The sequence below is a fragment of the Curtobacterium sp. MCPF17_018 genome (assembly GCF_003234135.1).
Taxonomy (GTDB): domain Bacteria; phylum Actinomycetota; class Actinomycetes; order Actinomycetales; family Microbacteriaceae; genus Curtobacterium; species Curtobacterium flaccumfaciens.
This window is the reverse complement of record NZ_QKSJ01000010.1, coordinates 157,805-184,095: the sequence shown is the minus strand read 5'-3', so window position 1 is coordinate 184,095 and position 26,291 is coordinate 157,805. Positions and strand designations below refer to the sequence as shown.

The following is a 26,291-nucleotide window of genomic DNA, read 5'->3' as shown; positions in this document are numbered from 1 at the left end:
TCGCCCCTCAGACCCGCACGCGACCGCGGAGCTCGGCGAACCGCACGTCGCCGATGCCGCTGACGTCGAGCAGGTCCTCGACCGCGGTGAACCGGCCGTGCTCGTCACGCCAGGCGATGATCCGCCCGGCCAGCCCGGGTCCGATCCCGGGCAGGGTCTCGAGCGCGGTTTGGTCGGCGGTGTTCAGGTCGACGACGGTGGACCCCTCGGCCCCGGTGCCCGCAGTGCCACCGCTGCCCCCTGCCCCGGCAGCGGCAGTCGGCCCGGCGGCAGCACCGTCTGCCATCAGCCCGAGCGCCTCGGGCACCTCCTGTTGCCCGAGGCGCGGCACGTACAACCGCTCGCCGTCCGTCAGCACCCGGGCCAGGTTCAGGCGGTCGAGGTCGGCGTCGTCGGTGGCGCCACCGGCACGTTCGAGCGCGTCCCCGACCCGGCTCGATGTCGGCAACTCGACCACACCGCTCCGCCGCACCGCCCCGAGCACGTGCACCACGACCCGCCCGGCACCCGTGTCCGCGCCGACACCCGGAGCAGACGAAGCCCCGACACCGGCACCGGCACCAGCAGGGGCCGACGGCGACGGCGACGGCGCGCCCGACGCCCCACCCGCACCGGCCGTCGGCGCGCCACGCACGACGATGCCACCCGTGCCCCCGGCGCCCTCGCCACCACCCGACACGAGCGCCCCGACGAGGACCACCACGACGGCGACCACCACCACGACCGCCGCCAGCACCACGGCGGCCCGTGGGGACAACGCGAGACGGGACCACCAGGGTCCGGGAGACGACGGGGACGACATGTGCGGAACGCTACGGAGCCCGGCCGATCGGCCGGGCTCCGGAGGTCACACCCGTGGACGGGTGCCGCGAACGCCCCTGCTGTGGAGGGACGACGCCAGGGACGGTCGCTACCCCTTGATGGCGATGTTCACGAGCTTCGGCGCCCGGACGATCACCTTCACGATCTCGCGGTCACCGATGTACCGCTGCACGTTGGCCGACGACCGCGCGAGCTGCTCGAGCTCGTCCGGCTCGATCGACTTCGACACCTCGAACGAATCACGCACCTTGCCGTTGACCTGCACGACGGCCGTCAGGGTCTCCTGCACGAGCAGCGTCAGGTCGGCCTTCCGCCAGCCGTACGTGGCGACGGTGGCCTCGTAGCCCAGCTTCTCCCACATCTCCTCGCCGGTGTACGGCGCGAAGACGCTCAGGCCGAGCGCGATGGTCTCGACGGCCTCGCGCACGGCGGGGTCACCGGCGCCGGGCCCGCTGTCGATCGCCTTGCGGGTGACGTTGACCAGGTCCATCAGTCGCGCGATCACGACGTTGAACTTGAACGACTCCATCATCCCGGGGGCGTCGGCGAGGAACCGGTGCGTGACCTGGCGGAGTGCCCGGTCGCCGTCGGCCCACACGGCGTCCCGTGCGGACGTGACGTCGAGCGCCAGGCGGTACGCCCGCGCCAGGAACCGAGCCGAGGCGGACGGTGAGACGTCCTCCCAGTTGATGTCGTCCTCGGGCGGGCCGGCGAAGCCCATCACCAGGCGGATGGCGTCGACGCCGTTCGCGTCGAGCTCGTCGCCGAGCGAGACGCCGCCCTTCGACTTCGACATCTTCGAGCCACCGGACAGCACCATGCCCTGGTTGAGCAGCGCCGAGAACGGCTCGGTGAAGTCGAGGTACCCGAGGTCGAACAGCACCTTGGTGACGAAGCGGGCGTACAGCAGGTGCAGGATCGCGTGCTCGATGCCGCCGATGTACTGGTCGACGGGAGCCCAGCGGCGCGCGGCTGCCGGGTCGAACGCCTGGGTGTCGTCGTTCGCCGACAGGAACCGCAGGAAGTACCACGACGAGTCGACGAAGGTGTCCATCGTGTCGGTGTCGCGGAGCGCCGGGGTGCCGTCGACGGGGTTCGGGACGTTCACCCAGTCGGTCGCGCCACCGAGCGGGGACGTGCCCTTCGGCTTGAGGTCGAGCCCCTCGGTGTCCGGCAGCACGATCGGCAGCTGGTCCTCGGGCACCGGGTGCTCGGTGCCGTCGGCACCGTGGATGATCGGGATCGGGGTGCCCCAGAAGCGCTGGCGCGAGATGAGCCAGTCGCGCAGGCGGTAGGTCTTGGCGGCACGGCCGGTACCGCGTTCCTCGAGCAGCGCGATCGCCGCGGTGATGGCGTGCTGCTTCGACATGCCGTCGAGCGGCCCGGAGTTGATCATCCGGCCCTGGCCCGTCAGCGCTTCGCCGGTGGCGACCGGGTCGAGGGTCGGCACGTCGAAGTCGTCGAGCGTCGCGCCCTCGGGGATGACGGGGATCGCCCCGGTGACGGCGGCGTTCGTGTCGACGACCACCTTGACGGGCAGGTCGAACGCACGCGCGAAGTCGAGGTCGCGCTGGTCGTGCGCCGGCACGGCCATCACGGCGCCGTGGCCGTAGTCGGCGAGCACGTAGTCGGCGGCCCAGATCGGCAGGCGTTCCCCCGTGAGCGGGTGGATCGCGGACCGGCCGAGCGGCACGCCGGTCTTCGGGCGATCGGCGTTCTGTCGGTCGATCTCCGAGGTCTTCTGGGTGGCGACCAGGTACGAATCGAACGCAGCACGGACGTCGTCCGGAGCAGACGAAACGAGCTCAGCCGCCAGGTCGGAGTCCGGCGCGACGACCAGGAACGTCGCCCCGTGGATCGTGTCCGGACGGGTGGTGAAGACCGTGACCGGCTCGTCGCGGCCCTCGATCACGAAGTCGACGTCGGCACCGACCGAGCGGCCGATCCAGTTGCGCTGCTGCGCGATGACCTTCGCCGGCCACCGCCCCTCGAGCTGGTTCAGGTCGTCGAGCAGCCGGTCGGCGTACTCGGTGATCTTGAAGTACCACTGCGTGAGCTTCTTCTTCACGACGACGGCGCCGGAGCGGTCCGAGGTGCCGTCGGGCAGGACCTGCTCGTTGGCGAGCACGGTCTGGTCCACCGGGTCCCAGTTCACCCAGCTGTCCTTGCGGTACGCCAGGCCCTTCTCGTACATCTTCAGGAAGAGCCACTGGTTCCACTTGTAGTACTCGGGGTCCGAGGTGTGGATCTCGGTGGTCCAGTCGAACGACGGCGCGTAGCGCTTGAAGGACGCCTTCTGCTGCTCGATGTTCGCGTAGGTCCAGTCCTTCGGGTCCACCCCGCGCTTGATCGCCGCGTTCTCGGCCGGCAGCCCGAAGGAGTCCCAGCCGATCGGGTGCAGCACGTTGAAGCCCTGCTGACGCCAGTAGCGCGCGACGAAGTCCCCGAGCGCCCAGTTCTCGGCGTGTCCCATGTGCAGGTCGCCGGACGGGTACGGGAACATCTCGAGGATGTACTTGCGCGGACGGGTGTCGTCGAGGTCGGTGGTGAAGAGCCCGAGCTCTTCCCAGCGGGGCTGCCACTTCTCCTGGATACGACGGAAGTCGTAGGCGTTCGGGTCCTCGGCGTGCTGCTCGGTGGTCACGGTCGTCAACGATACAAGCCGGGAGGCCCGTCCCGCGTCCGCCTGTCGGCTCACCCTGCGAGCAGGCGTCCGTCCCGCATCCGCAGGGTGCGGTCGACCAGGTCCGGCGCCACCGGGACGTGCGACACGATGACGACCGTCCGACCCGCTGCGCGGGCCGTGGTGACGAGGTCACGCAGCACGGCGTCACCGAGGTCCGGGTCGACGTCGGCGGTCGGTTCGTCGAGCACCAGCACCGGGAACGCGTGCAGCAGTGCGCGGGCGAGCGCGAGCCGGTGCGCCTGGCCGCCGGACACGAGCACGCCGCGTTCCCCGACCGAGGCGTCCAGCCCGCCCCGTCGGACGACCCAGTCCCCCAGGCCGACCCGGTCGAGCACGGCGAGCAGTTCGGCGTCGGTCGCGGTCTCGCGGGCGAAGAGCAGGTTCTGCCGCACCGACTGGTCGAACACGAACGGGTCCTGTTCGATCAGGCCGACCCGCGCCCGCACCGCGTCCGGGTGCATCGCCTTCGCCTCGACGCCGTCGAGCGTGTAGGAGCCCTCGTGCTCCACGAACCGGACGAGCGCGTCGACCAGGGTCGACTTGCCGGCACCGCTCGGCCCCTGGAGCACGACGACCTCGCCGGGCGCGAGCGTGAACGAGACCCCGTCGACCGCGGGCTCGGCCGCCCCCGGCCAGCGGATCGTCAGGTCGTGGACGGCGAGTGTGACCGCACCCTCGACCACCAGCGACGCTGGGTCGGCGTCCTCGTCGGGCTCTGGGACGATGCCGACGGGCACCTCGGCGGGCACGACCTGCTCGACCCGTTCCGCCGCGGCACGCACGCGGCGGAGCGTCAGGACGGCGAGCGGGACGGTCCCGACGACCTCGAAGAGCGCCAGCGGCACGAAGACCGCCAGCGCCCAGAGCGGACCGTCGAGCGCACCGGACACCACGGCGGGGGCACCGACGGCGAGGATCCCGATCACCGCACCGCCACCGACCAGGCCGACCAGGGCACCGACGAGCGACTCGACCGAGCCACGGCGACGGACGGCCCGGGTGACGCCGGCGTCGAGCCGGGCGATGTGCGCGAGCCGCTCGTCGAGGGTGCCGTAGGCGGCGAAGACGTCGAGCGTCCGGACGGTGTCGAGCACGAGGTCCGCGACGCGACCCCGGTCTGCGGCGGTCTCGCGGTCGGAGCGCTCGGCGATCGACCGGGTGACGACGGTGCCGACCAGGGCCGCGACCGCCAGCGCGAGGAGGAGCACGATCGCCGCCGGCACCGACACGAGCGCCACGGCGATGACCGACAGCACCGCGACGACCCCGGCGGAGACGAGCGGGCCGACGACGCGGATCGGCAGGTCCTGCAGCCGATCGGTGTCGGTGACCAGGCGCGTCATGAGGTCGCCGCGTCCGGTCCGCCCGAGTCCGGCGGGCGCGATCGACGCCAGCCGCCGGTACATCTCCGTCCGCACCACGGCCAGTTGCCGGAAGGACGCATCGTGCCCGGCGAGCCGGTCGACGTACCGCAGCACGGCCCGCCCGAGAGCGAAGGCGCGCACGCCGACCATCACGAGCGTCAGGTACAGGATCGGCGGGTGCTCGGCGGCACGGGTGATCAGGTAGCCGCTCGCGGCGAGGAGCGCGACGCCACAGACCGCGCTGAGCGACCCGGCGGCGACCGCCTTCGCCCAACCGGACCCGTGCGGCATCGCGAGCCGCAGGACGGAGCGGCCACGGGCCTCCCGGCTCATGCGCGCACCCCCCTGCGGACCGTCACGGAACCGCCGACGCGGACGTCCACGCGGACGTCGGCCGCGGCGACGACCGCCGGTCGGTGGCTGGCGACCACGACGACCGCGCCGTCGGCCGCCAGGCCACGGGCGGCCGCGACGACCCGCGCCTCGGCCTCGGCGTCCAGCGCGGACGTCGGCTCGTCGAGCAGCACGAGGGGCGTGGCTGCGCGGCGCGCGCGGTACAGCGCGCGGGCGACGGCGACACGCTGTGCCTGGCCGCCGGACAGTCCGCTGCCACCGGCACCGACCTGGAGGCCCGGGTCGAGTCCCAGCCCCGCGTCGCCCAGGGCGGTGCGCACGTCGGCGTCCTCGGGGGTCGCGCTGAGCGCGACGTTCTCGGCGATCGTCCCGCGGACGAGACGCGGCCGCTGGTCGGCCCACGTGGTGCGCTCGGCGACGGAGGCACCGGCCGGGCCGGGCACGGTGACGGCACCGTCGTGCGGCAGGACACCGCGGAGCGCCGCGATGATGCTCGACTTGCCGGAGCCGCTCGGGCCGGCGAGCACGACGACGGTGCCGGGCTCGGCGTGCAGGTCGAACGGTCCGATCACGACGTCGGGTCGGCGGACGGTGAGCCCGCGGACGTCCAGGGCGGTGGCGGGTGCTGCGGTGTCCGTGTCGGTCCGGCTGCCGCCGCTGCTGCCGGTCGCGGACGGCGATGCGGTCTCGTCGTGGGCCAGCACGTCGAGCACCGCGGCCGAGGCCTCGACGCCGTCCTGGGCGGCGTGGAAGTCGGCGCCGACCTGGCGGATGGGGGCGAAGGCCTCCGGGGCCAGGACGAGCACGAACATCGCGGCGCCGAGGCCAAGCGAGCCGTCGACCAGGCGGATGCCGATCGAGACGGCGACCAGTGCGACGGACAGGCTCGCGGCGAGCTCGAGCGCGAAGCCGCTCACGAACGACAGCCGGAGCACGCCGATCGTGCCGCGGCGGTACTCGTCGGTGACCGCCCCGATGCGACCGACCTGGCGGCGCGCACGGCCGAAGACCTTGAGCGTGGCGAGCCCCTCGACGGCTTCGGTGAAGGCGCCACCGAGCTTCGCGAGGGCGTCCGACTGCTTCCGCTGCAGGGACTGCGTCGCCAGGCCGATCAGGATCATGAAGACCGGGATCACCGGCAGGGCGAACAGGATGATCAGCCCGCTCGTCAGGTCGCCCAGGCCGATCGCGACCAGGAGCATCGGCGTCGCGATCGCGGTGAGCGCGAGCTGCGGCAGGTACCGGCCGAAGTAGGCGTCGAGTGCGTCGAGCCCGGGGCCGAGCGTGGTGGCGAAGCCGGCGCTCGACCGGCCGGCCAGCCACGACGGACCACGCTCGGCGGCGCGGGCGAGCACCGTCGTGCGCATCTCGCTCTTCACCTTCGCAGCAGCGCGTGCCGCCAGGTCGTCGGTCGCCCAGGCGGCCACCGCGCGCAGGACGAACGCGCCGCCGAGCAGTGCGAGCGCCTGCCCGAACGCCGCCGGGACCGTACCGTCGCCGACGGCGTCGACCCCGAGGGTGACGGCCGCGGCGATCCCCCACGCGATCGCGATGGTCGCGAGCGTGCGGAGGACGCCGGTGCCGGCGGCAGCGACGATGAAGCCGCGCGCCGTCCGGGACAACCGCAGGAGTCGGGGGTCGAGGGGCTTCATCGTCGTCCGCCTAGTGCGCGGCCGCGGTGACCTGGGCGCGGGAGACGCGCTTGCGGAACACCCAGTAGGTCCAGGCCTGGTACGCGAAGACCAGGGGCACGAAGATCAGCGCGACCCAGCTCATGACGGTCAGCGTGTACGCCCCGGACGAGGCGTTGTACACGTTCAGGCTGTTGGCGACGTCGTTCGACGCCGGCATGACGTCGGGGAAGATCGCCGTGAACATCGCGAGCACGATCGCGGCGATGGTGACCGCCATCAGCGTGAAGGCGCGCCCCTCCTTGCCCCAGGCGTTGCAGAGCACCGCGAGGACCAGGGCGAGGGCGGCGACCACGGAGAGCACCAGCGAGGCCGGGGTGGCCCGGACGAAGGCCATCGACACCAGGAACGCGGCTCCGACGACGATCGTGACGATGCCGGCCCGGGTCGCCAGCCGCTTGGCGCGGACGCGGATCTCGCCCTCGGTCTTCAGCGCGACGAAGACGACCCCGTGGGTGAAGAACACCAGCAGCGTCGCGGCACCGGTCAGCAGCGCGAACGGGTTGAGCAGGTCGAAGATCGTGCCGGTGTAGTTGTGCCCGGCGTCCATCGGGATGCCACGGACGACGTTGCCGAACGCGACGCCCCACAGGAACGACGGCACGGCACTGCCGACGATGATCATCAGGTCGAAGCGGCGCTTCCACTCGAGGTGCTTGTTCTGGTGCCGGTACTCGAATGACACCCCTCGGACGATGAGTGCAGCGAGGATGAGCAGCAGCGCCAGGTAGAACCCGGAGAACATCGTGGCGTACCACTCCGGGAACGCCGCGAACAGGCAGGCCCCGGCGACGATGACCCAGGTCTCGTTGAGGTCCCAGACCGGGCCGATGGTGTTGATCAGGACCCGACGGTCGGTGTCGTCCTTGCCGAGGAACGGCAGGGACATACCGACACCGAAGTCGAATCCGTCGAGGACGAAGTAGCCGACGAAGAAGACGCCGACGATCGCGAACCAGAGAACGGGGAGATCCATCAGGCAGCGTCCATTTCTAGTAGACCGTCACTTCGTGCTTGACCTCGCCGGTCTCCTCGTCGACCTCGTCCGGGTCGGCGGGCCCCTCTTGCGCGACCTTCTTGATGAGCTTGAACTCGACGACGGCCAGCGAGCCGTAGATCAGGGTGAAGACCAGCAGCGAGATGAGGACCTCGAGCCCGGTCACGTTCGGCGACACACCGTCCTTCGTCTGGAGCAGCCCGAACACGAGCCACGGCTGGCGGCCCATCTCGGTGAAGACCCAGCCGACGATCATCGCGGCCATCGGCAGCGGCACGGTCCAGGTGGCGATGCGCCACACCCAGCGCTGCGTCGGGAACCGGCCCTTGCGGGTCAGCCACAGCCCGACCAGCGAGACCATGACCGCGCCGACGCCGAGGGCGATCATCCAGCGGAACGACCAGTAGGTGACCCAGATGATCGGCTTGTAGTCGCCGGGGCCGTACACCTGCGTGTACTGCGCCTGCAGGTCGTTGATGCCCTCGACCGTGCCGTTGAACGTGTGCGTCGACAGGAACGACAGCAGGTACGGCACCCGGATCGAGAACAGCTCGTGCACACCGTCGGGGGTACCGAGCGTGAAGATCGAGAACGAGGCGTCCTTACCGGTCGCGGTGTTGTACAGCGCCTCGGCCGCCGCCATCTTCATCGGCTGCGTGTCGACCATCGTCAGTCCGAGCTGGTCGCCGGTCAGGACGGTCAGCGCGCCGGCCGCGAGCATCGTCCACATGCCGAACTTGAGCGCCGGCATCATCGTCTCGAGGTTCTGGTTGCGGGCCAGGTGGTAGGCCGCGACCGAGATGATGACCGCCGCGGCGACCATGAAGCAGGCGAAGAGCGTGTGCGGGAACGCGGCCAGGGCGACCTTGTTGCCGAGCACCGCCCAGATGTCGGTGAGCTCCGCACGACCCTTGGCCTCGTTCATCGCGAAGCCGACCGGGTGCTGCATGAACGCGTTCGCGGCGATGATGAAGTACGCGGACATGATCGTGCCGGCGCTGACGCACCAGATGCTCGCCAGGTGCAGGCCCTTGGGCAGGCGGTCCCAGCCGAAGATCCAGATGCCGATGAACGCCGCCTCGAAGAAGAACGCCAGGATCCCCTCGAGCGCGAGCGGTGCGCCGAAGACGTCACCGACGAAGCGCGAGTAGTTCGACCAGTTCATGCCGAACTGGAACTCCTGCACGATGCCCGTCACGACACCCATCGCGAAGTTGATCAGGAAGATCCGCCCGAAGAACCGCGTCAGCTGCAGGTAGTGCGCGCGGCCGGTCCGGTACCAGGCGGTCTGGAACACGGCCACCACGGCTGCCATGCCGATCGTCAGCGGGACGAAGAGGAAGTGGTAGATGGTCGTCAGACCGAACTGCCACCGCGACAGGAGGAGCGGATCGAGGAGGTCGTTCATGCGGCGATTCCGAGACGGGTGGCCGCGCGCTGTTCGTGCACGTCAGTTGCTTCCTGTGGAACGGATACATCAGGTGTCACAGCCCTTGGGACACCACAAACGCTATCGCGCCGCGCCCCAGTTCGACAACTTGTAGAACCGCCCTGTGCACAAACGTGCACAGCCTCTGCACGGCACAACCGTGCGGAACCGATGTTCGCGCTGGCCACTCCGTGAACGACGACAGGCGCCGGGTAGATACCCGACGCCTGTCGTTTTACTTTCCGCCAGGTGCTAGAGCAGACCCTCGGCCTTGAGCCAGTCCTCGGCGATGGTGGACGCCTTCTCCTTGTCGGCCGTGCTCTTGGTGTTGAGCTCGATCAGAGCCTCGGTCGTGAGCTTCTCGTTGACCGAGTCGATCGCGTCCGCAGCCTTCTCGTCGACCTTCTTCGAGACGACCGGCACGACGTTCTGCGGCAGGATCAGGTTCTCCGGGTCCTTCAGCGTGACGAAGCCGTTCGCCTTGATGCTCGGGTCGGCCGTGTAGATGTCCGCCAGCTGGACGGTGTCGTCCTTGAGCGCCTTGACGGTCAGGGCGCCACCACCGTCCTCGATCGCCTTGAAGTCGACGTCGACGCCGTAGACCGACTTGAGCCCCTTCGGCCCGTACGGCCGCGTCTGGTTCTCGGAGTTGGCCCCCACGGTGAGCTTCTCGTCGACGTTCTTCAGGTCGGCGAGGCTCGTGACGTCGTTGTCCTCGGAGAACTTCTTCGTGACGGTGTAGCTGTCCTGGTCGGTCGCGTCGGCCTCGTCGAGGACCCGGAGGCCCTTCGGCAGGGCCTTGTCGAGCCCGTCGTCGATCTGGTCGGCGGTCTTCGCGTCCGAGTCCTTGTCGAAGTACTGCAGCAGGTTGCCGCTGTACTCGGGCATGACGTCGATGGCGCCCTTCTCAAGCTGCGGGATGTAGACCTCACGCTGCCCGATGTTGAAGTTGCGCTTCACGTCGAAGCCGTCCTTCTCGAGGACCTGGGCGTAGAGCTCGGCGATGATCTCGTTCGAGTAGTACTGCTGCGATCCGACGACGATGGTCTTCGAGTCGGACGAGTCGCTGGAGCCGCTGTCGAGCGGGTCGCTCGACGCGCAGCCGGCGAGGGCGGCGACGACGCCCACCGCCATCGCGGCGGCGACACCGGCGCGGATCTTGGGTGCTGTGATCACGAGGGATTTCCTTCCGGGAGTGGATTGCGGGCTCGCTCACGCGACCCCTGACGCTGTCGGGCCGACGGGTCCGCGGTGCCCTTCGGCACCGCCGCCCGCTGCAGCACGGCGAACACGATCTCGAACGCGATCGCGAGGGCGATCACGAGGATGGAGGCGCCGAGCATCTCGGCGTAGTCCTGGGTCTTCAGGCCGAGGAAGAAGTACCCGCCGAGGCCACCGGCCCCGACGTACGCGGCGAGCGTGGCCGTTGCGACGACCTGCAGCACAGCGGCACGGATGCCGCCGATCAGGAGCGGGAGCCCGAGCGGGATCTCGACCTTCCACAGGATCTGCCAGCCGGTCATGCCCTGGGCCTTCGCGGCGTCGACGACCCCCGGGTCGACGGACTCGATGCCGGAGTACGCACCTGCGAGCACCGACGGGATCGCCAGGATGACGAGGGCGAGCAAGGGAGCCTGCAGCCCGATGCCGAGCAGCAGCCCGAACAGCGAGAGCACGCCGAGCGTCGGGAGCGCCCGCACCCCGCCGGACACGGCGATCGAGAAGCCACGAGCACGGCGCGTGTGGCCGATCGCGTACCCGACCGGCACGGCGATGACGGCGGCGATGAGCACCGCGAGCAGGGTGATCCAGACGTGCTCCCAGAGGCGCTGGGGGATGCCGTTGTAGCCGCCGTAGTTCGCGGGGTCGAACACCCACGCGAAGGCCTGTCCGATGATCACGAGGAGACCTCCGCTGCTTGCAGGACCCGGCGGGCCTGTCGGCGTGACACCGAGTTCGTCCGGGTCCACGGCATGACCAGGCGCCCGAGCAGCACGAGGAGGCCGTCGAGGGCGAAGGCGAGCACGAGCACCATCACGATGCCGGAGAGGATCTCCTCGTAGATCCCGCGCCCCAGGCCGTCGGTGAACAGGAGGCCGAGGCTCGGGATGCCGAGGACCGCGCCGACCGTGGTCAGCGAGATCGTGGAGACCGACACCACCCGGAGCCCGGCCAGCAGGACCGGACCGGCGAGCGGGAGCTCCACACGGAAGAACCGCTGCGCCGGTGAGTAGCCCATCGCGGTCGAGGCGGACTTGGTCTCGGAGTCGACCGAGGTCAGCCCGTCGACCGTGGACCGGACCATCAGTGCGAGGCCGTACAGCGTCAGGCCGATGACGACGTTGATCGGGCTCTGCAGGTCCGTGCCGATGATGCTCGGCAGCGCGACGAACAGGGCGAGCGACGGGATGGCGTAGAGCAGACCGGCGAGGGTCACGATGCTGCTGCCCACACCCGATGCGAAGCGCGACCCGCCGGGCCGCTGCAGCCGGACCACCAGCCACCCGATCGGGATCGACAGCAGGAACGCGACGATGATCGGCGGGATCGCGATCGCGAGGTGGGAGAGGGTGTTGTCCCAGATCGTGTCGAGGTTCGCCAGCACCCACTTCACCGGGTGCCCCCACCCTGCGCCGGAGCACCCGGTGCGTCGTGCGACGCTCCGGCCTCTGCTGCTCGAGCGTCGGACTGCGGCACGGCCTCGGCGGCGTCGACGACCCCGACGGGGCCCGTCAGCACGCCGGCCGCGCGGCCTTCACCGTCGACGACGATCGGACCCGTCGGCGTCTGCTCGACACGGAGTGCGCGGCGCCCGCGGCCGGCGCCGATGAACGTGGCGACGAAGTCGTCGGCGGGCGCGGCGAGGATCTCGGCCGGCGTCCCCTGCTGGGCGATCTCGCCGCCCTTCTTGAGGATGACGACCTGGTCGCCGAGCTTGAACGCCTCGTCGATGTCGTGCGTCACGAACACGACGGTCTTGCCGAGTTCACGCTGCAGGCGGATGAGCTCGTCCTGCAGGTCGTTCCGCACCAGGGGGTCCACCGCACCGAACGGCTCGTCCATGAGCAGGATGTTCGGGTCGACGGCCAGCCCGCGGGCCACACCGACGCGCTGCTGCTGGCCGCCGGAGAGCTGTGACGGGTAGCGGTCGGCGAAGGCACGGTCGAGCCCGACGGTGTCCATGAGCTCGAGGGCGCGCTTCCGCGCATCGGCCTTGGAGACGCCGGTCAGCAGCGGGACGGTCGCGATGTTGTCGACGACCTTGCGGTGCGGCAGCAGTCCGGAGTTCTGCATGACGTACCCGATGTGGCGACGGAGCTCGACGGGGTTGATCCCGGCGACGTCCGAGCCGTCGATCTCGACGGTTCCGGAGGTGGGGTCGACCATGCGGTTGATCATGCGCAGCAGCGTGGTCTTGCCACAGCCGCTGGATCCGACGAAGACGGTGGTGGTCCGGGACGGGATGACCAGATCGAAGTGCTCGACCGCAGTCGTGCCGTCCGGGTAGGTCTTGCGCACCGAGCGGAACTCGATCATGGGGTGCCCTTCTGTTCGGAGGTAGCCCGACTCCGGATGAGAGTACCCGGGGGTGCCGACATCGGTTCGCTGTGACGATCCGTGACGGACCCGCGGCGGTGCGCAGGGCGGCGGGGATGCCGACGGGCTCGACGGGATCGGCGGGGACGACGACGCCCGCGCCTCGGTGTTCGGAGGCGCGGGCGGATCGGATCGGTCACCGGCGTGTCGCGCTGGCTGACTGGGTGGTCAGGACGCGGCGATCACCGATTCCAGGTGTGCTCGGTTCATCCGGCGGTACTCCTCGATCAGCTCCGTGTCGGGGTGTTCGCGGTCGCGGTGCGCCCGTGCCAGCACCGCGTGACCGGACTCCGCGAGGACGACCCAGGCACGGGCGATGCGCTCGTCGTCCGGCAGGCCGAAGCGGTCTCGCATGATCTGGCCGACGGTCGCGCCGAGCGCGCCCATGCGGTCCTCGGCATCGCCCGTGCCGGTGTCCGCCGGGTCGCCGAAGCGGATGGCCCGGAAGCCGGGCTCGGTGCGGTACATCTCGGCGGTCATGTCGATGAGCGCGTCGTTGGCGTCCTGCCAGGTCTCGGCGCCGCTGGCGTCGAGCACCTCGACGAAGCGGGAGGCGAGCCGCTGGGTGCAGCGGATCGCGAGTGCCTCGACCACGGCGATGCGGTCCGGGAAGTACCGGTAGACGGTGCCGATCGACGCCCCCGCGCGCTCGGCGACCATGGCGGTCGTGAGCCGTTCGAACCCGATCTCGTCGATCACCGCGGCTGCGGCGTCGAGGAGGCCGGCGAGGCGCGCCGAACTGCGGGCTTGGACCGGCTCGTTCCTGAGCAGTGATGATCCCCCCGGCAGAGCGTTCGTTACCTCGGTGACGAGCACGTGTTCTCCTCTTGCGCCCCAGCGCGGTTGGTTGGTGTGACGGGGACAACTTTCGCAGAACCCGCCTGGAACGTGGCTGCGACTCACCAGTTCCGCCAGCGCGCGGATTCGTCAGCCGTCCATGGGATGATGACGCCATGCCCGACCCGACGCCCCACGAGCCGTCGTTGGCCGAGCCGCTCCTGCACCGCGCGGCCCGCATCGAGGACGCCGTCCAGGAGTTCCGCGAGCACCGTGCACGCCGTCGCGGACTGGTGCCCACGGTGGTCCCGTACACCGGCTACGGCGCGCCCGGCTGGGTGCGCATCCTCTGCCGTGTGCTGCTGACGCGCCGCGGTCTCGCCTCCGACGTCTCCTACGCCGGCGTCCGCGGCTGGAAGAGCTTCACGAGCGTCGCCGTCGACCACGCCGAGGTCACCGTCACCGCCGGCGGCGTCTCCCACGTGGTCAAGACCGACCGTGGCGGCGTCGTCGACACCATCGTCCCGATCGACCTCGAGCCCGGCTGGCGCACAGTGCGGCTGTCGGCAGGCGGTGGGCGCGATGTCGAGGCCGACGTGTTCGTCGTGCACCCGGACACCCGCTTCGGGCTGCTGTCCGACATCGACGACACCGTCATGGTGACCTCGCTCCCCCGCCCCATGCTCGCCGCCTGGAACTCGTTCGTCCTGACCGAGCACGCCCGCCGCCCGGTGCCGGGCATGTCCGTGCTGTACGAGCGGATCCTCGCGCAGCACCCCGGTTCCCCGACGGTCTACCTGTCGACCGGAGCGTGGAACGTCGCCCCGACGCTGCAGCGCTTCCTGTCGCGCAACATGTACCCGTCCGGCACGCTCCTGCTCACCGACTGGGGTCCCACCCACGACCGGTTCTTCCGCAGCGGTCAACTGCACAAGCAGGAGAACCTGCGGCGGCTCGCCAAGGACTTCCCGGACATCCGCTGGCTCTTGGTCGGCGACGACGGACAGCACGACGAGACCCTCTACGGCGACTTCTCGCGGGAGCACCCGGACAACGTCGCGGGCGTCGCCATCCGGCAGCTGTCCACGAGCGAAGCGGTCCTGGCCGGTGGTCGCTCGCGGGCGCAGGAACGCTCCCGTGACTCGTCGGCGCCCTGGGTGTACGCACCGGACGGCGCCGGCCTGTGGAGCGAGCTCGCGCGCGTCGGCATCATCGAGTCCGACGCCTCCGACCCGGCCTGAGCGACCCTTCATCACGATCTCGGCCCGGAGTCCCTTCGGCCGACCGCAGTGCTCGGGCATCGGGTGTTCGATCGGTCCATGAGCACCGAGCCGGCCGCACCACCCCCAGCCGCACCACACACACCGCCGAACCGCATCGAGGACCACGCCCTGATCGGCGACACCGGCACCGCTGCCCTGGTCGGCCGCGACGGGACCATCGACTGGGCGTGCCTGCCGCGCTTCGACAGCTCGTCCACCTTCGCCTCGCTGCTCGGCACCGAGGACCACGGGCACTGGACGCTGCGGCCCGTCGACGGTGACGCCACCGCCGAGTGGCGGTACCACGGCGACACCCTGGTGCTCTCGACCGTCTGGACCACCCGTGACGGCGTGGTCGAGGTCACCGAGTTCATGCCCGTCGGAGCGCACCGCCCCTCGATCGTGCGGCGGGTGCGTGGGCTCCGCGGCACCGTCGAGCTCCGGCAGACGCTCCGGATCCGGTTCGACTACTCGCGGGCCCTGCCGTGGATCCGGCAGATCGGAGACGACGACGAACCGGCGCTGCTCGCGACGGCCGGTCCGGGCTCGGTGATCGTCCGGGGGCCGCAGTTCCGCGCCGACGACCACCGGCACAGCGCCGTCACGACGGTCCACGACGGCGACGTGCTCGACACGGTGCTCACGTGGTACCCCTCGCATCGCGAACCTCCGGAGCCGCTCGACGTCGACGCGGCCCTCGCCCACACGGTGGAGTGGTGGACGGCGTGGACCGCCCCAGCGCAGACCACCGGTCGGTACGCCGACGCCGCACGACGGTCGCTGGTGTTCCTCCGCGCGATGACCCACGGCGAGACCGGTGGCGTCGTCGCCGCCGCGACCACGGGCCTGCCGGAAGACCCCGGCGGCGAACGCAACTGGGACTACCGCTACGTGTGGCTGCGCGACGCCTCCCTCGCGCTCGCGTCGCTCATCGCCCACGGCTACCGCGACGAGGCCACGCACTGGCGTGGCTGGCTGCTGCGCGCGATCGCGGGTGACCCCGCCGACGTGCAGATCATGTACGGCATCGCCGGCGAACGTGAGCTGCCCGAACGGGAACTGCCCGAGCTGCCCGGGTACCTCGGGTCGACGCCCGTGCGCGTCGGCAACGGGGCCTCGACGCAGTACCAGGGCGACGTCTTCGGCGAGGTGCTCGCGGCACTGCACGACGCCCGCGAGCTCGGTGTCGAGGAGAACGCCGACTCCTGGGCGCTGCAGCGGGCGCTGCTCGGCTACGTCGAGGAGCACTGGCAGGAGCCGGACAGCGGCATCTGGGAGATGCGCGGCCCGCGGCGCAGCTTCACCCACTCGCGGGTGATGATCTGGGCCGCGTTCGACCGCGGGGTCGCCGCGGTCGAGGAGTTCGGCCTCGCGGGCCCCGTCGACCGCTGGCGCACCCTGCGCGACACCGTCCGCGCCGAGATCGAGGAGCACGGCTGGAACGCCGCGCGCGGTTCGTTCCGCCAGCACTACGACACCGACGAGGTCGACGCGAGCCTGCTCGTCCTGCCGCAGGTCGGGTTCTGCCGCGCCGACGACCCCCGGATGACGGGCACCGTGCGCGCCATCGAGGAGGACCTGCGCGTCGGGGACGACGGCCTCGTGCTCCGCTACCGCACGACGGCCGGCTTCGACGGGCTGTCCGGCGCCGAGCACCCGTTCCTGGCGTGCTCGTTCTGGTTGGTGGAGCAGTACGCCGCCTCGGGCCGGGTCGAGGACGCGGAACGCCTGATGGACGTGCTCGTCGGGTACGCGAACGACGTCGGCATGCTCTCCGAGGAGATCGACGTCGCCACCGGGCACCACATCGGCAACACCCCGCAGGTGCTGTCGCACCTGACGCTCGTGTCGGCAGCGGACGCCATCGAGCGCGCACGTGGCGCGACCGTCGGGCACCGCACGCGGTTGCCCGTCCACGACGGTGGCACGCGGTCGTGGACGGGCGAGGGTGAGCGCGCCGGCTCCCCCGCCTGACGTCCCGCTCGACGCCCTGAAGACGCCGTCGTCTTCGCGCGACGCCTCGAAGCCGCCGAGACGCCGCAGGATCCGGCGGCGTCACGATGACACGACGGCGTCTTGCGATGCCCTGAAGGCGACCCCACGACGGACGGGAGGCCCGGTGCCAGCTGGCACCGGGCCTCCCGTCCGTCCGTGCGTCCGTTCAGGACGTCGGGAACGCGTCCGTCAGGACGACGACTCCCAGTCCGCCGGGCCGCGCGAACCGGCGCGGTACTCCTCGAGCGGGACCTCGTCCGCCTTCCAGGCGGCGACGACCGGCTCCACGATCTCCCAGCAGCGCTCGGCCACGTCACCGCGGATGGAGAGCAGCGGGTCGTCGTGGAAGATGCCGTTCAGGACCTCGCCGTACGGGGTGAGCTCGCCGTCACTGAACGACGACGACAGGGTGACCTGTCCCATCTCGAACGGGTTGCCACCGCCGTTGGCCGACACCGACAGCTCGATCTCGTCCGGGTTCAGGACGATGCGCAGGGTGTCGGTCTTCGGGCGACCGCTCAGACCGGAGGGCAGGCGCGTGACCGGCTTGAAGGTGATCAGGACCTCTTTCCGGCTGGCGCCGAGGGCCTTGCCGGAGCGCAGCGTGAAGGGGACGCCGGCCCAGCGGGCGGTGTCGACCTCGACCGAGATCTCGGCGAGGGTCTCCGTCTTGCGCGACGGGTCGACGCCGTCCTCTTCCTGGTACGACGGCAGTTCCTTGCCGTCGATGGTGCCGGCCGTGTAGACCGCGCGGCGCGACGCGATCTTCGCGTCGTCGCCCTTGAGGCGGGTGGAGCGCAGGACCCGGGCGAGCGACGAGCGGAACTCGACCGCGTCGATCGCGGCCGGGGCGTCCATCGTGACCAGGCCGAGGATCTGCAGCAGGTGCGACTGGATCATGTCGACCATCGCGCCGGCCTCGTCGTAGTACTGGGCGCGGTTCTCGAGACCGAGGGTCTCGTCGTAGAAGATGTCGACCTTCTCGATGTTCTCGGCGTTCCAGATGGGCTCGAACAGGCGGTTCGCGAAGCGCAGACCGATGATGTTCAGCACGGTGGTGCGGCCGAGGAAGTGGTCGGTGCGGTGCACGCGGTCCTCGGGGACGAGCTTGAGCACGGTCTCGTTGAGGGCCTGGGCGCTGGCGACGTCGGTGCCGAAGGGCTTCTCGAAGGCCAGGGTCGTGCCCTCGGGGAGCTCGACGTGCTCGAGCGCCTCGCAGATGTCGGAGGCGATCTGCGGCGGGAGGGCGAAGTACAGGATCGGCTCGGATTCGGCCGCGGCCAGGAGCGCCTCGAGGTGCTTCGGGTCGGTGGGGTCGCCCTGGATGAACTGCGTCGACTCGATGGTCGCGTCGACCTCCGGCCCCTTGACGTCCTGCGACGCGAAGGACTGCGTGACGATGTCCTTCCACTTCTCGGGGCTGCGCTCGCTGCGGCCCGTGCCGATCAGCTGCACGGGGACTGCACGGCCGCTCTGCAGGAACGTGCCGAGGCCCGGCAGGAGCAGGCGGGAGGCGAGGTCGCCCGTCGCGCCGAAGATGATGAGGGTGCGCTTGTCGGTCACCTGAGGTGACTCCTTTCGCTGTGGTGGGAGGTCCGCTCCAGTCAAGTCGCGGGCGGGCCCGTTTGTTCCGGATCGGGACCGGAGTTCGTCTCCTGGACGCACTTCGGGCGGCACCGTTCTGGTGCCGCCCGAAGTGTCAGGTGCGCTGCAGCGCCGGGTCAGTGCCCGAAGTTGCCGCGGTAGTACTCGTAGACCCAACCGACCAGGGTGATCGCCACGAGGACGAGCCCGATCGGGACGATCCACAGGCCGGCGGCCACGCCGAGGAAGCACACGCCGACCGCGGCGGCCAGCAGGATGGGCCACCAGGACCACGGGCTGAAGTGCCCGAGCTCGGCGTCGCCGTCCTCGATGTTGGCGTCGGGGCGGTCCTCGGGCAGGACCCCGCCCTGGGACGACATGACCTTGCCGAGGTAGAAGGCGATGAACGCCGACATCAGGCCGGTGAGGCCGATCGCCACGGTGCCCACCCACTCGGGCTCGCCGTAGTAGATCAGCGCCCAGATCGTGTAGGCGGCGTCCGCCAGGATGAAGAACCCGAAGAGGATCCAGAACAGGTTGGTGTTCGCGCGCATGGCCTTACTTCACCTCGCCCTTCGCGGCGTCGTAGGTCGGGGCATCGGGGGCGTCCTTCGCGGGACCGACACCGATCGGCACACCGGCCTCGGGGTGGTTCAGGTCGAAGGCCGGGGACTCCGAACGGATGCGCGGGATCGACGTGAAGTTGTGGCGCGGCGGCGGGCAGGAGGTCGCCCACTCGAGCGAACGGCCGTAGCCCCACGGGTCGTTCACGGCGACCTTCGGTGCGTTCCGGGCGGTCACGTAGACGTTGAAGATGAACGGCAGGAACGAGATCGCGAGGATCATCGAGCCGATCGTCGACAGCTGGTTCATCCAGGTGAAACCGTCGTTCGGCAGGTAGGTCGCGTAACGACGCGGCATGCCGATGACGCCCAGCCAGTGCTGGATGAGGAACGTGGTGTGGAACCCGATGAACAGGAGCCAGAAGTGGATCTTGCCGAGTCGCTCGTTGAGCATCTTGCCGGTCCACTTCGGCCACCAGAAGTAGAAGCCCGAGAACATCGCGAACACGACGGTGCCGAAGACCACGTAGTGGAAGTGCGCCACGACGAAGTACGAGTCGGACACGTGGAAGTCGAGCGGCGGCGACGCCAGGATCACGCCGGTGAGACCACCGAAGGTGAACGTGATGAGGAAGCCGAGGGCCCAGAGGAGCGGGGTCTCGAACGTGACCGAACCGCGCCACATGGTGCCGACCCAGTTGAAGATCTTCACGCCGGTCGGGACCGCGATCAGCATCGTCATGAGCGAGAACCACGGGAGCAGGACGCCACCGGTGACGTACATGTGGTGCGCCCACACCGTGATCGAGAGGGCCGCGATGGAGATCGTCGCGTAGACCAGGGTCTTGTACCCGAAGATCGGCTTGCGGCTGAACACCGGGAAGACCTCGGAGACGATGCCGAAGAACGGCAGCGCGATGATGTAGACCTCGGGGTGCCCGAAGAACCAGAACAGGTGCTGCCAGAGCAGGGCCCCGCCGTTGGCCGGGTTGAAGATCTGCGCGTCGAACACGCGGTCGAGCCCGAGGCCGAAGAGCGCCGTCGCGAGGACCGGGAACGCCATCAGGACGAGGAGCGCCGTCACGAGGGTGTTCCACGTGAAGATCGACATGCGGAACATGGTCAGACCCGGGGCACGCATCGTGATGATCGTGGTGATGAAGTTCACCGCGCCGAGGATCGTCGAGAAGCCGGTCATGCCGAGCCCGAAGACCCAGAGTGTGCCGCCGAGCCCTGGTGTGAACGTCGTGTCACTCAGTGGCGCGTAGGCGAACCACCCGAACGAGGCTGCGCCCTGCGGGGTGAGGAAGCCGCCGACCGCGATGAGCGAGCCGAACAGGTAGAGCCAGAAGGCGAAGCCGTTGAGTCGCGGGAAGGCGACGTCGGGCGCACCGATCTGCAGCGGCATGATCGCGTTCGCGAAGCCGGAGAACAGCGGCGTCGCGAACATCAGCAGCATGATCGTGCCGTGCATCGTGAACAGCTGGTTGTACTGCTCCTTCGTCGCGACCACGTGCAGGCCGGGTTCGAAGAGCTGGGCACGGATCACGAGCGCCATCACACCTGCGAGCAGGAAGAAGATGAACGACGCGATCAGGTACATGTACCCGATGGTCTTGTGGTCGGTGGAGGTGATCCACCGGACGACGATGTTGCCCTTCCGACCCACCTTCGACGCCTGGAAGTCCGGCGACGAGGTCTGGGTCGGTTGGCCGACGAGTGACGTTGTCATCTGACGAGCCCCTACTTGTTCTCGCTGGACGCCTCGACCGGCGCCTTGTTGTTCGGTTCGTTGGAGTTGGTGTTGTACTCGTCACCGAGCAGACCGACCTTGCCCTGGTCCTTCAGGGTGTCGAGGTAGTCCTGGTACTGCGCCGGGGTGACGACCTTCACCTGGAAGAGCATCAGCGAGTGGTACTCACCGCAGAGCTCAGCGCACTTGCCCTGGTACGTGCCGAGCTTCTCCGGGATGAAGTACTCCCAGTTGGTCTTGCCCGGGAGCATGTCCTTCTTGTAGAGGAAGTCGATGACCCAGAAGGAGTGGTCGACGTCACGCGATGAGAGCTCGATCGCGACCTTCTTGCCCTTCGGCAGGTAGAGGGTCGGCAGCTGCGACTCGTCGATCGCCCCGTTGGCGTTCTCTTCTTCCTGGGCCTGGATGCCCTGGTAGTAGACGCTCTCTTCGGGGTTGTCCTTGTTGATGTAGTTGAAGTCCCACGCCCAGCGCTTGCCGTACACGTGCACGGTGGCGTCGGGGTCGGCGAAGGGCTTCTCGATCGCGGCCTGGTCCTTCGCGGTGAAGGCGAAGAAGCCGAGCACGAGGATCAGCGGCACGATCGTGTAGAAGATCTCGAGCGGCATGTTGTACCGCATCTGCACGGGCAGGCCGGTCTGGCCCTTCCGGCGGCGGTAGACGATCGCTGCCCAGATGACGAGGCCCCAGACGATGAGTCCGACGGCGAGGAGAACGACCCAGCTGGTGGTCCACAGGCCGACGATGCGGCTCGTGTGGTTGGTGACGTTCTTCGTCTCCTCCGTGCCGGGGAGCCATCCGTTCATCTGCTGCTGCGTGCAGCCAGCCAGTGCGATGACCAGACCGACGGCCACCGGGACGGCCGCCCAACGTATACGGCGATTCGAACGCACTGTTACCTCTCGCAAAAGACGTGAGCTTCAGGAGGTCAGCCCGTCGAGTCCGACGGCGAGCCGCACGAAGGCGGCGCATGGCTGGCTCCCAGCTTGATTGGAACACTCCTAGCTTACTCGCAGCTCGGTACCGCTCGCGCACACACGACACGGTTCTGGCCTCGATCCGCACGCCGACGGGCCCGATTCCGCCCGGTCGCGCCGCGCCCCGGCGCGCCACGTCCGGTCACACGAACGCGAGCGGGGAGCGACCGTTCCGGTCGCTCCCCGCTCGCGTGTCGGATCGCTGATGATCAGTGGAAGCTGTCACCACAGGCGCAGCTGCCCTGCGCGTTCGGGTTGTCGATCGTGAAGCCCTGCTTCTGGATCGTGTCCTCGAAGTCGATCGTCGCGCCGTCGAGGTACGGGACGCTCATCTTGTCGACGACGACCTCGACCCCGTCGAACTCGGCCGTGACGTCGCCGTCGAGCAGGCGCTCGTCGAAGTACAGCTGGTAGATCAGGCCCGAGCAGCCGCCGGGCTGGACGGCGAGGCGCAGGCGCAGGTCGTCGCGGCCCTCCTGCTCGAGCAGGCTCGCCACCTTGCCGGCAGCGGCGTCGCTCAGGAGGACGCCGTGCGACTGCGTTTCAGTCGCCGGTGCTCCGGTGATGGTGTCGCTCATCGCGCGTCTCCCTCCGGGCGGTGCTGGTCACCGCGCCTGGCGTCGATTGTAAGCACCCTCAGCTGCGCGTCGCGAGCCTGGCGAGCAGGATCGTCTCCGACGCGATGGCACGGTGCAGGACACCGAGGTGCTGCGACTCGTTCGGGCTGTGGGCACGGGTGTCCGGGTCCTCGACGCCGGTGACCAGGATCTGCGCGTCCGGGAACTCCGCGGCGAGGTCGGACACGAACGGGATCGATCCGCCGATGCCCTGCTCGACCGCCTCGGCACCCCACCCCTCGCGCATGGCCGTGCGGGCCTCCTGGACGGCCCAGCCAGCGGTGTCGACGAGGAACCCGTCGCCGCTGTCCGGCTCGGTGATCTCCATCCGTGCACCGAACGGGACGTGCTCGCGCAGGTGCCGCTCGACGGCCGCGTACGCCTGCCTGGCGTCCTGGCCGGGGGCGACGCGGACCGAGACCCGTGCCGAGACCGTGGGCAGCAGGGTGTTCGAGGCGTTCGCGACGCTCGGCACGTCCATGCCGGTCACCGTGATCGACGGCTGGAACCACATGCGGGACAGCACGGCGCCGGTGCCGATCGGGCGCACACCGGGGACGAGTGCGGCGTCGACGGCGAGTTCGTCCTCGGTGCGCTCCGGCACGTCGGCCTCGTACGAGGTCAGCCCGTCGACGGCGACCGAACCGTCCGCGTCGTGCAGCGAGGCGAGCAGCTGCACCATGGGGATCATCGCGTCCGGGGCCGCTCCCCCGAACATGCCGCTGTGGCTGGCGTGCTCGAGCGTGGTCAGGGTGAGCTTGAAGGTGACGTTGCCGCGCAGTGAGACCGTGATCGACGGCACCTCGGTCGACCAGTTGTCACTGTCCGCCACGACGATGACGTCGGCGGCGAGGTGCTCCTTCTGCTCGCGCAGGAACGTGCGGAACGAGCGCGAGCCGAACTCCTCCTCGCCCTCGACGAACAGCACGATCCCGAGGTCGAGGTCGTCACCGAACTGGGCGTGCACCGCGCGGAGCGACGCGATGTGCGTCATCACGCCCGCCTTGTCGTCCGAGGCCCCGCGGCCGTACAGGCGGTCACCGCGCAGGGTCGGCTCGAACGGCGGCGTCTCCCACAGGGCCTCGTCGCCCTGCGGCTGCACGTCGTGGTGGGCGTAGAGCATCACCGTCGGCTTGCCGTTCCGCGCCGGGCGCACCGCGAGCACCGCGGGCTGGCCCAGTTCGGTCTCGGCGTCGGCCTCGGCGACGTCGGCCGTCGAGCCGGACACCGCGGACCGCACGATCCTGACGTCGTCCGCGCCGAACACCCCGGTCGACCGGGCGAGGTCCGCGACGGCCTCGGCACTCGCGCGCACCTTCGCCGGGTCGAAGGCCGACCAGGACACCGACGGCAGGCGCACCAGCGCGGACAGGTCGGCGATCGTCGTGGGCAGTGCCCCCTGCACGTGTTCGCGCAGGGCGTCGAGGAGCGCGGGGTCGGTCGCGGGGCTGTGCTGTTCGCTGTCGGTCATGCCCGGTAATCTAGAGGAGATCCCGCACGCACACCGCCGTTAGGAACGCACCGTGGCGAAGGCAGCCCCCAAGACCAACACGACCGTCAACCCGACCGAGGCCGAGCTCCTCGAGCAGGGCAAGGGCCGCCCCACGCCGTCCCGCCGCGAGCGAGAGGCAGCGAACCGCCGCCCCCTCGTCGGCAACACGCCGGTCGACAAGAAGGCCGCCCGCGCTCGTCTCAACTCGGAGCGCGAGCGTGCCCGGGTCGGCATGGCCAACGGCGAGGAGCGCTACCTGCCGGCGAAGGACCGCGGTGAGCAGCGACGCTTCGTCCGCGACTGGATCGACGCCCGCTGGAACGTCGGCGAGGTCATGATGCCCGTGCTCGTGCTGTTCCTGATCGTCGGGTTCGCGGCCGCGCAGACCGTGATCGCGTCCTACTCGCTCCTGCTGGTGTGGGCGTTCGTGGCGCTGTTCATCATCGACTGCGTCGTGCTGTGGCTGTCGCTCCGCCGCAAGCTCACCGCCAAGTTCGGCGAGTTCCAGCGCGGCACGTTCCTCTACATCCTCACGCGGGCGTGGCAGCTGCGCTTCCTGCGGCTGCCGAAGCCCCAGGTCCGGCGTGGGCAGTACCCCACGCTCTAGCCACACACACATGACGAAGCGCCGCCCGGCATGCCGGGCGGCGCTTCGTCGTTTCCACTCCGTCGTTCCCGCACCCACACGACGGACTGGAGGCCCGTGGCGGTGTCGCCACGGGCCTCCAGTCCGTCAGGTGGTCGCGTCTACCGCGCGGCGAGACGCAGCCGCCGGCGGCGCAGCCGGTTGATGCGCGCGGCCCAGGTCGGTCCCTCGTAGAGGAACGCCGTGTAGCCCTGCACGAGCGTGGCTCCCGCGTCGATGCGGTCCTGCACGTCCTGCTCGGTGGTCACACCACCGACGGCGATGACGCAGAAGTCGGAGGGCACCGCGGCGCGGACGCGTCGCAGGACCTCGAGCGAGCGAGCGGCGACCGGCGCACCGGAGAGGCCCCCGGCACCCATCGCCTCGACGTCGGACGGATCGGCCGTCAGGCCGTCGCGGGAGATCGTCGTGTTGTTCGCGATCACCCCGGACAGTCCGAGCTCGACCGCGAGGCCCGCGATCGCGTCGATCTGCTCGTCGGTCAGGTCCGGTGCGATCTTGACGAGCACCGGCGTCCGGCCGGCGGCGTCACGCACCGCGGACAGCAGCGGTCGGAGCTGGTCGAGTTCCTGCAGTCCGCGCAGGCCGGGCGTGTTCGGCGAGCTGACGTTGACCGCCAGGTAGTCCGCGAACGTGGCGAGCCGACGGGTGGACTCGAGGTAGTCGTCGATGGCGTCCTCGACGGCGACGACCCGGCTCTTGCCGATGTTCACGCCGATGACCGGTCGGCCGGGGTTGCGGCGGGCGCGCTCGAGGCGTCGGGCGGCCGCTGCGGCGCCGTGGTTGTTGAAGCCCATGCGGTTGATGAGGGCGCGGTCGCCGATCAGCCGGAACAGGCGCGGGCGCTCGTTGCCGGGCTGCGGCTTGGCGGTGATGGTGCCGACCTCGACGTGGCCGAAGCCGAGCAGGCCGAGACCGGCGATGCCGCGGGCGTCCTTGTCGAACCCGGCCGCCAGGCCGAAGCGCGACGGGAAGTGGATGCCCATCGTGGTGACGCCGTCGGCCGCCGCCGGACGGCAGTACCGCTCGACGACGCCGCTCAGGAACGGCACGCGGGGCAGCCCCGCGATGACGGCGAACGCGAGGTGGTGGGCGCGCTCCGGGTCCATGTTCGCGAACACGGAGCGGAACACGACGCGGTACCCGCCGCGCACGATCCGTTCGGCGATGCCGCTCACGCGCGCGTGCCGGACGGTGCGGACGACCCGGCGGCCGCGTCGGATGCCCCGTGGTGGTCGCGGCGGAGCTGGCCGATGGCGTCCTCGAAGTCCTCGAGCGAGTCGAACGCCTGGTAGACGCTCGCGAACCGCAGGTAGGCGACCTCGTCGAGCTCCCGCAGGGGCGCGAGGATCGCGAGGCCGATGTCGTTCGCGTCGATCTGGCTGGATCCGGAGGACCGTACGGTCTCCTCGACGCGCTGGGCGAGCACGGCCAGGTCGCCGTCGGTGACCGGGCGTCCCTGGCACGCCTTGCGCACGCCGGAGACGATCTTGTCGCGGCTGAACGGCTCGGTGACACCGTTGCGCTTCACCACGTTGAGCGATGCGGTCTCGGTGGTCGAGAACCGTCGACCGCAGTTGGGGCACTGACGACGGCGGCGGATGGAGGTTCCGTCGTCGCTCGTCCGTGAGTCGACGACGCGGGAGTCCGGGTGGCGGCAGAAGGGGCAGAACATGTCGTTCCCC

Annotated in this window: 22 protein-coding genes; 3 read left to right on the top strand and 19 right to left on the bottom strand. The window is 70.0% G+C overall.

The window, feature by feature from the left end:
* Nucleotides 1-7: 7 nt before the first annotated feature.
* From DEJ27_RS13180 to DEJ27_RS13130, 11 genes are all read right to left on the bottom strand, one after another.
* On the bottom strand, nt 8-802 hold the full coding sequence (locus tag DEJ27_RS13180) for a ComEA family DNA-binding protein (protein ID WP_110860207.1): 795 nt from the start codon (nt 800-802) through the stop codon (nt 8-10).
* 108 nt (nt 803-910) lie between these two features.
* Nucleotides 911-3,466: a leucine--tRNA ligase gene (gene leuS, locus DEJ27_RS13175; RefSeq protein ID WP_111091097.1), complete on the bottom strand. Its 2,556-nt coding sequence runs from the start codon at nt 3,464-3,466 to the stop codon at nt 911-913.
* A gap of 50 nt (nt 3,467-3,516) precedes the next feature.
* Complete coding sequence (cydC, locus tag DEJ27_RS13170) at nt 3,517-5,205, bottom strand: thiol reductant ABC exporter subunit CydC (RefSeq protein ID WP_110860203.1); 1,689 nt, start codon at nt 5,203-5,205, stop codon at nt 3,517-3,519.
* Nucleotides 5,202-6,878: a thiol reductant ABC exporter subunit CydD gene (gene cydD / locus DEJ27_RS13165; RefSeq protein ID WP_110860201.1), complete on the bottom strand. Its 1,677-nt coding sequence runs from the start codon at nt 6,876-6,878 to the stop codon at nt 5,202-5,204. The genes cydC and cydD overlap by 4 nt, the downstream gene beginning before the upstream one ends.
* 10 nt (nt 6,879-6,888) lie before the next feature.
* Nucleotides 6,889-7,893 carry a cytochrome d ubiquinol oxidase subunit II gene (gene cydB / locus DEJ27_RS13160; RefSeq protein ID WP_110860199.1) on the bottom strand — a complete coding sequence of 335 codons (1,005 nt, stop codon included), beginning with the start codon at nt 7,891-7,893 and terminating at the stop codon, nt 6,889-6,891.
* 16 nt (nt 7,894-7,909) lie between these two features.
* Entirely contained in the window at nt 7,910-9,322 is a 1,413-nt protein-coding gene (locus DEJ27_RS13155) for a cytochrome ubiquinol oxidase subunit I (protein WP_027465275.1), read from the bottom strand.
* Between the two features lie 273 nt (nt 9,323-9,595).
* Nucleotides 9,596-10,519: an ABC transporter substrate-binding protein gene (locus tag DEJ27_RS13150; protein WP_110860197.1), complete on the bottom strand. Its 924-nt coding sequence runs from the start codon at nt 10,517-10,519 to the stop codon at nt 9,596-9,598.
* Complete coding sequence (locus tag DEJ27_RS13145; RefSeq protein WP_027465273.1) at nt 10,516-11,244, bottom strand: ABC transporter permease; 729 nt, start codon at nt 11,242-11,244, stop codon at nt 10,516-10,518. The genes DEJ27_RS13150 and DEJ27_RS13145 overlap by 4 nt, the downstream gene beginning before the upstream one ends.
* Nucleotides 11,241-11,957, bottom strand: coding sequence for an ABC transporter permease (locus tag DEJ27_RS13140; RefSeq protein WP_111091096.1), 717 nt, complete (start codon nt 11,955-11,957; stop codon nt 11,241-11,243). The genes DEJ27_RS13145 and DEJ27_RS13140 overlap by 4 nt, the downstream gene beginning before the upstream one ends.
* Nucleotides 11,954-12,880 carry an ABC transporter ATP-binding protein gene (locus DEJ27_RS13135; protein ID WP_071248155.1) on the bottom strand — a complete coding sequence of 309 codons (927 nt, stop codon included), beginning with the start codon at nt 12,878-12,880 and terminating at the stop codon, nt 11,954-11,956. Before DEJ27_RS13135 ends, DEJ27_RS13140 begins: the two co-directional genes overlap by 4 nt.
* Nucleotides 12,881-13,108: 228 nt before the next feature.
* Nucleotides 13,109-13,756 carry a TetR/AcrR family transcriptional regulator gene (locus DEJ27_RS13130; RefSeq protein ID WP_111091095.1) on the bottom strand — a complete coding sequence of 216 codons (648 nt, stop codon included), beginning with the start codon at nt 13,754-13,756 and terminating at the stop codon, nt 13,109-13,111.
* A gap of 137 nt (nt 13,757-13,893) precedes the next feature.
* On the opposite strand from DEJ27_RS13130, the gene DEJ27_RS13125 reads away from it, so the two are divergent.
* Both DEJ27_RS13125 and DEJ27_RS13120 read left to right on the top strand, forming a co-directional pair.
* On the top strand, nt 13,894-14,958 hold the full coding sequence (locus tag DEJ27_RS13125) for an App1 family protein (protein WP_111091094.1): 1,065 nt from the start codon (nt 13,894-13,896) through the stop codon (nt 14,956-14,958).
* Between the two features lie 78 nt (nt 14,959-15,036).
* A complete protein-coding gene (locus DEJ27_RS13120) occupies nt 15,037-16,953 on the top strand; it encodes a glycoside hydrolase family 15 protein (RefSeq protein ID WP_111091093.1) in 1,917 nt (638 codons plus the stop codon).
* Between the two features lie 210 nt (nt 16,954-17,163).
* Here DEJ27_RS13120 and DEJ27_RS13115 read toward each other — a convergent pair whose 3' ends face one another.
* The 6 genes from DEJ27_RS13115 to DEJ27_RS13090 form a co-directional block, all read right to left on the bottom strand.
* Nucleotides 17,164-18,537, bottom strand: a complete 1,374-nt coding sequence (locus DEJ27_RS13115) for a glucose-6-phosphate dehydrogenase (RefSeq protein ID WP_110860189.1) — start codon at nt 18,535-18,537, stop codon at nt 17,164-17,166.
* 158 nt (nt 18,538-18,695) lie between these two features.
* The gene (locus DEJ27_RS13110; RefSeq protein WP_110860187.1) at nt 18,696-19,112 is read right to left on the bottom strand and encodes a cytochrome c oxidase subunit 4; all 417 of its coding nucleotides are present in this window, start codon (nt 19,110-19,112) and stop codon (nt 18,696-18,698) included.
* Between the two features lie 4 nt (nt 19,113-19,116).
* Nucleotides 19,117-20,853: a cytochrome c oxidase subunit I gene (gene ctaD, locus DEJ27_RS13105; protein ID WP_250893043.1), complete on the bottom strand. Its 1,737-nt coding sequence runs from the start codon at nt 20,851-20,853 to the stop codon at nt 19,117-19,119.
* 11 nt (nt 20,854-20,864) lie between these two features.
* Nucleotides 20,865-21,767 carry a cytochrome c oxidase subunit II gene (coxB, locus tag DEJ27_RS13100; protein ID WP_110860185.1) on the bottom strand — a complete coding sequence of 301 codons (903 nt, stop codon included), beginning with the start codon at nt 21,765-21,767 and terminating at the stop codon, nt 20,865-20,867.
* Between the two features lie 293 nt (nt 21,768-22,060).
* Complete coding sequence (locus DEJ27_RS13095) at nt 22,061-22,429, bottom strand: iron-sulfur cluster assembly accessory protein (protein WP_110860183.1); 369 nt, start codon at nt 22,427-22,429, stop codon at nt 22,061-22,063.
* A gap of 58 nt (nt 22,430-22,487) precedes the next feature.
* On the bottom strand, nt 22,488-23,939 hold the full coding sequence (locus DEJ27_RS13090) for a dipeptidase (RefSeq protein ID WP_110860181.1): 1,452 nt from the start codon (nt 23,937-23,939) through the stop codon (nt 22,488-22,490).
* A 52-nt stretch (nt 23,940-23,991) separates the two neighbouring features.
* On the opposite strand from DEJ27_RS13090, the gene DEJ27_RS13085 reads away from it, so the two are divergent.
* Nucleotides 23,992-24,567 carry a DUF3043 domain-containing protein gene (locus tag DEJ27_RS13085; RefSeq protein WP_111091092.1) on the top strand — a complete coding sequence of 192 codons (576 nt, stop codon included), beginning with the start codon at nt 23,992-23,994 and terminating at the stop codon, nt 24,565-24,567.
* Nucleotides 24,568-24,707: 140 nt separating this feature from the next.
* Here the strand turns inward: DEJ27_RS13085 and DEJ27_RS13080 are convergent, their stop codons facing one another.
* Both DEJ27_RS13080 and nrdR read right to left on the bottom strand, forming a co-directional pair.
* The gene (locus DEJ27_RS13080; protein ID WP_111091091.1) at nt 24,708-25,784 is read right to left on the bottom strand and encodes a quinone-dependent dihydroorotate dehydrogenase; all 1,077 of its coding nucleotides are present in this window, start codon (nt 25,782-25,784) and stop codon (nt 24,708-24,710) included.
* On the bottom strand, nt 25,781-26,281 hold the full coding sequence (nrdR, locus tag DEJ27_RS13075; protein WP_110860175.1) for a transcriptional regulator NrdR: 501 nt from the start codon (nt 26,279-26,281) through the stop codon (nt 25,781-25,783). Before nrdR ends, DEJ27_RS13080 begins: the two co-directional genes overlap by 4 nt.
* Nucleotides 26,282-26,291 lie beyond the last annotated feature (10 nt).